The organism is Kluyvera sp. (genome assembly GCF_965301105.1).
On the sequence record NZ_CBDKZX010000134.1, the window covers coordinates 1 to 5,825 of the forward strand.

Genomic DNA, 5,825 nt, shown 5'->3' on the forward strand with positions numbered 1-5,825 from the left:
GTCTGAAAGCCAAAGTGCGTCGTTTCTTGTGAATCCTCAACCATCTCTATGCCTGCTTATCAAGAAAATGTTCATGGAGTGTAACAGATTGGGCGCAATTGCCCTACGATTCCACCCCGTTACGAAATCCGTTCCGACGCCGGATTAACGGCGTTCCGCCGCTAACGGATTGTCATCATTCATGTCGGTGTCGTCACGCAGACGAAAATCATCGTTTTGCGCCGTCGCTTGCTCAACCAAATCCGGATTAATCTCGCGCTTCACCTCTACGCCAAGGTGGCGGAAGGCTTCGGCCTGCGTCAGCAGGTTGCCGCGCCCGCTGGTCAGTTTTTTCATCGCCTGACGGTAGTTATCCTGGGCTTTATCGAGGCTCTGGCCGATGGCCGACATGTCGTCCACGAAAAGGCGCATTTTGTCATATAAGCGGCTGGCACGTTCAGCAATATGTTGCGCATTGCGGCTCTGATGTTCATAGCGCCACAGGTTAGCAATGGTACGCAGCGCCACCAGTAACGTGGTGGGGCTCACCAGCATAATATTGTTTTTCAGTGCTTCGCTGATTAACTCCGGCTGGCGGTCAAGCGCCAACAGGAAAGCCGGCTCGACGGGGATAAACATCAGCACGTAGTCCAGCGAACGCAGGCCCGGCAACTGCTGGTAGTCTTTGCGTCCCAGCAGGCGAATATGGTTACGCACCGCGGCAATGTGTTCCTGCAACGCGGCTTCGCGGGTGTAGTCATCATCAGCGTTAAAGTAGCGCTCGTAGGCCACCAGCGTCATTTTGGCGTCGACCACCACATCTTTGCGATGCGGCAGACGGACGATCACATCAGGCTGCATGCGCGAATTGGCATCGGTATTGATGCTCACCTGGGTTTCGTATTCGTGCCCTTCCCGCAGGCCGGAAGCCTCCAGCACGCGGGTCAGCACCACTTCGCCCCAGTTGCCCTGGGTTTTGTTGTCACCCTTCAGCGCTCGGGTCAGGTTGACCGCTTCCTGCATCATCCTGCCGCTCATCTCTTGCAGGCTACGAATTTCATAGGCCAACGTATGGCGCTCTTTCGCCTCCTGGCCAAAGCTCTCCTGCACCTGGCGGCGAAAACCGTCGAGCTGCTCGCGCAGCGGCGTAAGCAGGCCGTGCAGACTCTGCCGGTTCTGTTCATCAACGCGGCGGTTGCTCTGTTCAAAGATGCGGTTGGCGAGGTTTTCAAACTGTTCGCTCAGGCGCTGCTCGCTGTTGAGCATCAGCCGATATTTTTCATCGCCGTGCTGGCGAGTGGTTTCCAGCAGCGTGGTCACTTCCCGGAGATCGACCTCCAGCGACGAGTTGATTTCCCGCAGGTTACGCAGCTCGTTATTGAGCAACTCACACTCTTCGCGCCAGTGGGCATTCTGGGCAATCTGCTGTTTCGCCGCGCTCAGCTCACCGTACACATCACGCTCTTCCGCTAACTGCTCCGCGCGCTGCTGCGCCACGCGATAGCTCGCCGCCAGCCAGCCAATCGCGATCCCCGCCAGCGCCACCAGCGCATAAATCACCACGGCAATATCCACAATGCCCCCTGCATAAACCGGTTATCTGCAAAAAATAGGATTGTGCTGTATAAACGTCCAGTTTTAAAGCAGTTTCCTGCGAGCGTCTACGCAAAAAGAAAAAGGCCGAACAAGTCGGCCTTTCGCAAAGGGAAGGGAAATTACAGCAGGCGGCGCGCCGCTTCCACCACGATTTTCACCGCGTGGCTTTCGGTCTGCTTCATGGTCTCTGCGTTTGGAATTTCCTGCTGGGTACGGTTAACGATAACGCCGGCAACCATCCCCGCACGCAGACCCTGGCTGGAACACATGGTCAGCAGCGTGGCTGATTCCATTTCGTAGTTCATTACACCCATAGACTGCCACTCTTCCATGGAGCCTTTGAAGGCTTTCACCACGCGGCCAGAGAAGGTGTCGTAACGTTCCTGCCCCGGGTAGAAGGTGTCGGAAGAGGCGGTTACGCCCACGTGGGTGGTTGCCCCCACAGATTTCGCCGCTTCAACCAGCGCGGTGGTACAAGCGAAATCAGCAACGGCCGGGTATTCCATCGGCGCAAAGTGCAGGCTCGCGCCGTCCAGACGGACGGAAGCGGTCGTCACCAGCACGTCACCGACGTTGATGTTCGGCTGAATCGCCCCGGTGGTGCCCACGCGCAGGAAGGTACGAATACCCAGTTGCGCCAGCTCTTCCACGGCGATAGACGTTGATGGGCCACCGATACCGGTAGAGCACACGATCACCGGCTTGCCGTCGAGTTCGGCACGCCAGGAGGTAAATTCACGATGAGATGCCAGTTTGACCGGCTTTTCCATCAGCGCGGCGATCTTTTCCACACGCTCCGGGTCACCAGGGACAATCGCTAACGTGGCCCCTTGTAAGTCATTTTTAGTGAGACCGAGATGAAAAACATCAGACTTGGACATAAAGAACTCCTCTGTGGTTCAGTTTTGTCAGAAGAAGCAAAAATGTACTTTATAGAAGACCACAACTCTTTTTCGTGATTACCATCACTAAGAATTAAAAATATTACATTAAATTCCACGCAATTAGTGATTCACATCACATTAACAAGTTATTGTTAATTCCTGCTGCACAAAAATGCGCCGCATTAAGGCACTGTAATTCGGCTATGCGTTCATTAAAAGGGTACGGAGAATGCCATGACAACCAACAAACAACCTGGATTTGCCCCTGCGGCTTCACCTCATGCCTCGACCATCGTTCATACGCCCGAAGAGGCGATTACGGCGGGAGAAACCTCCATTCCGTCACAAGGCGATCTGCTGCCCGCCTACCACGCTCGACCAAAACACAGCGATGCGCCGCTTCCGGTAATCATCGTAGTGCAGGAGATTTTTGGCGTCCACGAACACATCCGTGATATCTGCCGACGTCTGGCTCTGGAGGGGTATCTGGCCGTTGCGCCGGAGCTCTATTTCCGCCAGGGCGATCCGAACGATTATGACGACATTCCGTCGCTGTTCAGCGGTCTGGTCAGCAAAGTGCCCGACGCGCAGGTGCTGGCTGACCTCGATCATGTCGCCAGCTGGGCGGCCCGCAACGGCGGCGACGCTAACCGACTGGCAATTACCGGTTTCTGCTGGGGCGGGCGCATTGCGTGGCTGTACGCCGCGCATAACCCGCAGCTTAAGGCCGCCGTCGCCTGGTATGGCCGACTGGTGGGCGATAAATCGCTGAACAGCCCGAAACACCCGGTCGACGTGGCGGTTGATCTCAGCGCCCCGGTGCTCGGTCTGTACGGCGGCGAAGATACCGGCATTCCACTTGATACCGTGGAAACCATGCGCCATGCGCTACGTGCAGCGAACGCGAAAGCGGAAATCGTGGTTTATCCCGAGGCCGGGCACGCATTTAACGCCGATTACCGTCCCAGCTATCATGAAGAGTCAGCCAAAGATGGCTGGCAGCGCATGCTAGCGTGGTTCGCGCAGTACAACGGTAAAAAGGGTTAAGCCGCTCGCCGTTCAGCGTGGTAAGCACAGGCGTATCACGATGCTCCACAGGCAAGACCTGAAGTCGATCTTCTCTTTCGAGAGACGTTCGGCTTCAGGTCTTTTTTGCTCTGCTGGCAGGGACCCGACATCACCCCTTTACAGACGGCACTGGATATCATCGCCCTGGTGGGCGGCGCGGCAAGACTACCAAAAAAGCGGCTCCGCTCACGTTTATTCGCCCCGTTGAAGGGCAAATTATTCCCCTGAAAAAGTTAACGACGATGTTTTCTCTCGCAAAATCATCTCCTTCACAGGGGCCTGCGAGCGGGACGGTGACCCACATATTTGTGATGGTGGTAACCAACAGCGAACGCTTCACACTGTCGCATTACGGCCACGACGAAAAACATTCCAACCCGCAGATTATTATGACGCTTAAGGAGTTCGTGTAATGGCAAAATCTCTCTCGTTTCCGCAGGGGTTTTTATGGGGCGGCGCGATCGCCGCAAATCAGGCCGAAGGGGCATGGAACGTGGCGGGTAAAGGGCCATCGGTCGCCGATGCCATCTCCTGGAAACCCAACCTGTCGTTGAAGGACTATGCCGGCCACGCCGCGCTGACGGATGAAAACGTACAGGATGCGCTATTGGGCCGAAACGATGCGTTGTATCCGAAACGTCGCGGCATTGATTTTTATCATCACTATAAAGAGGATATCGCACTGTTCGCCGAAATGGGCTTTAAGGTTCTGCGCGTCTCCATCGCCTGGTCGCGCATCTTCCCCACCGGCGAAGACGCCGAGCCGAACGAGTCGGGGCTGCAATTTTATGAAGACCTGTTCCGTGAGCTGCGCCGCCATCACATCGAGCCGCTGGTTACGCTTTCACACTATGAAATGCCGCTGGCGCTCAGTGAAAAGTATAACGGCTGGGTGCACCGAAACGTCGTGGATGCCTTCGTACGTTTCAGTAAAGTGTGCTTCGAGCGCTATAAAGATCTGGTGCGCTACTGGCTGACGTTTAACGAAATCGACAGTATTCATCGCCACCCGTTTACTACCGCCGGGATCCGCGAAGAGAAAAGCGCGCCGGGCAAGGCAAAACAAGATATCTACCAGGCGCTACATCACCAGTTTGTCGCGTCCGCGCTGGTCACCCGCGACTGCCATGCGATTATCCCCGGTAGCCAGGTCGGCTGCATGCTGACCAAGCTCACCACCTATCCGCACAGCTGCCGCCCGGAGGATGTCGAGGCGACGCTGAAGAAGAATCTCGAAAATTACTTCTATGCCGACGTACAGGTGTTTGGCGAATATCCGCCGCTGATCCTGCGCGATCTTGAACGTCGCGGCATTGAGATTGTCATGCATGATGAAGATCGCCACATTTTAAAACAGCATACCGTCGATTTCGTCTCTTTTAGCTACTACATGTCGATGACCGAATCAACGCAGCCCGATGCTGAACGTATTCCCGGCAACACCGTGCTGGGCGTGAAAAATCCCTACCTGCCCGCCTCGGAATGGGGCTGGCAGATTGACCCCCTTGGCCTGAAAATTTCGCTGCTTGAGCTGTATGACCGCTACCAGAAGCCGCTATTTATCGTTGAAAATGGCCTGGGCGCGAAAGACGTGGTGGTGGACGGTAAAATTCACGATGATTACCGTATCGACTATTTCCGCGCCCACTTTGAGCAAACGTTGGCCGCCATTCATGAAGGGGTGGAGGTGATGGGATTCACCACCTGGGGTTGTATCGATATCATCAGCGCTGGCACGTCGCAGATGTCAAAACGTTACGGTTTTATCTATGTTGATCAGGACGACGAAGGCAACGGATCTCTCCAGCGTCTGCGCAAAGACTCTTTCTGGTGGTATCAGAGAGTGATTGCCAGCAATGGCGCTGACATGAGCTAAGCGACCTGCCGGTTGATGGACGGGCAGGCATAACGCCTGCCCTCCGTGACTTACGCCTGACGCAGATTCTGCGCTGCTTTGACCATGTTAGCCAGCGCCGCCCTCGTTTCCGGCCAGCCGCGGGTTTTCAGGCCGCAGTCCGGGTTCACCCACAGACGCTCAGCGGGAATACGCTGCTCGGCTTTCTTCAGCAGGGCTTCAATCCACTCCACGCTCGGGACGTTCGGCGAGTGAATGTCGTAGACGCCCGGCCCGATTTCGTTCGGATAGTCGAACTCTTCAAACGATTCCAGCAGTTCCATATCAGAGCGAGAGGTCTCAATGGTGATCACGTCCGCGTCCAGCGCGGCAATGGAATCCATGATGTCGTTGAACTCGCAGTAACACATGTGGGTGTGGATCTGGGTTTCATCCTTCGCCAC

General features: G+C 55.6%; 4 protein-coding genes and 1 pseudogene. 2 read left to right on the forward strand and 3 right to left on the reverse strand.

The features are described from left to right. Positions 1-144: 144 nt before the first annotated feature. On the reverse strand, positions 145-1,554 hold the full coding sequence (gene rmuC, locus ACW14G_RS21925) for a DNA recombination protein RmuC (protein WP_249022492.1): 1,410 nt from the start codon (positions 1,552-1,554) through the stop codon (positions 145-147). Positions 1,555-1,694: 140 nt separating this feature from the next. After that, a complete protein-coding gene (gene udp / locus ACW14G_RS21930; RefSeq protein WP_064546475.1) occupies positions 1,695-2,456 on the reverse strand; it encodes a uridine phosphorylase in 762 nt (253 codons plus the stop codon). A 237-nt stretch (positions 2,457-2,693) separates the two neighbouring features. Between udp and ACW14G_RS21935 the strand changes: the two genes are divergently transcribed. Both ACW14G_RS21935 and ACW14G_RS21940 read left to right on the forward strand, forming a co-directional pair. Next, a complete protein-coding gene (locus ACW14G_RS21935; RefSeq protein ID WP_163448186.1) occupies positions 2,694-3,506 on the forward strand; it encodes a dienelactone hydrolase family protein in 813 nt (270 codons plus the stop codon). Positions 3,507-3,939: 433 nt separating this feature from the next. Next, entirely contained in the window at positions 3,940-5,403 is a 1,464-nt protein-coding gene (locus ACW14G_RS21940) for a glycoside hydrolase family 1 protein (protein ID WP_249022493.1), read from the forward strand. Between the two features lie 50 nt (positions 5,404-5,453). Here ACW14G_RS21940 and ACW14G_RS21945 read toward each other — a convergent pair. Beyond that, a pseudogene (locus tag ACW14G_RS21945) lies at positions 5,454-5,825 on the reverse strand (5-methyltetrahydropteroyltriglutamate--homocysteine S-methyltransferase); the annotation flags it as partial.

Coding starts and splice junctions, on each gene's coding strand:
- ACW14G_RS21935 (WP_163448186.1), top strand. CDS start 2,694: ATGACAACCAACAAACAACCTGGATTTGCCCCTGCGGCTTCACCTCAT.
- ACW14G_RS21940 (WP_249022493.1), top strand. CDS start 3,940: ATGGCAAAATCTCTCTCGTTTCCGCAGGGGTTTTTATGGGGCGGCGCG.
- udp (WP_064546475.1), bottom strand. CDS start 2,456: ATGTCCAAGTCTGATGTTTTTCATCTCGGTCTCACTAAAAATGACTTA.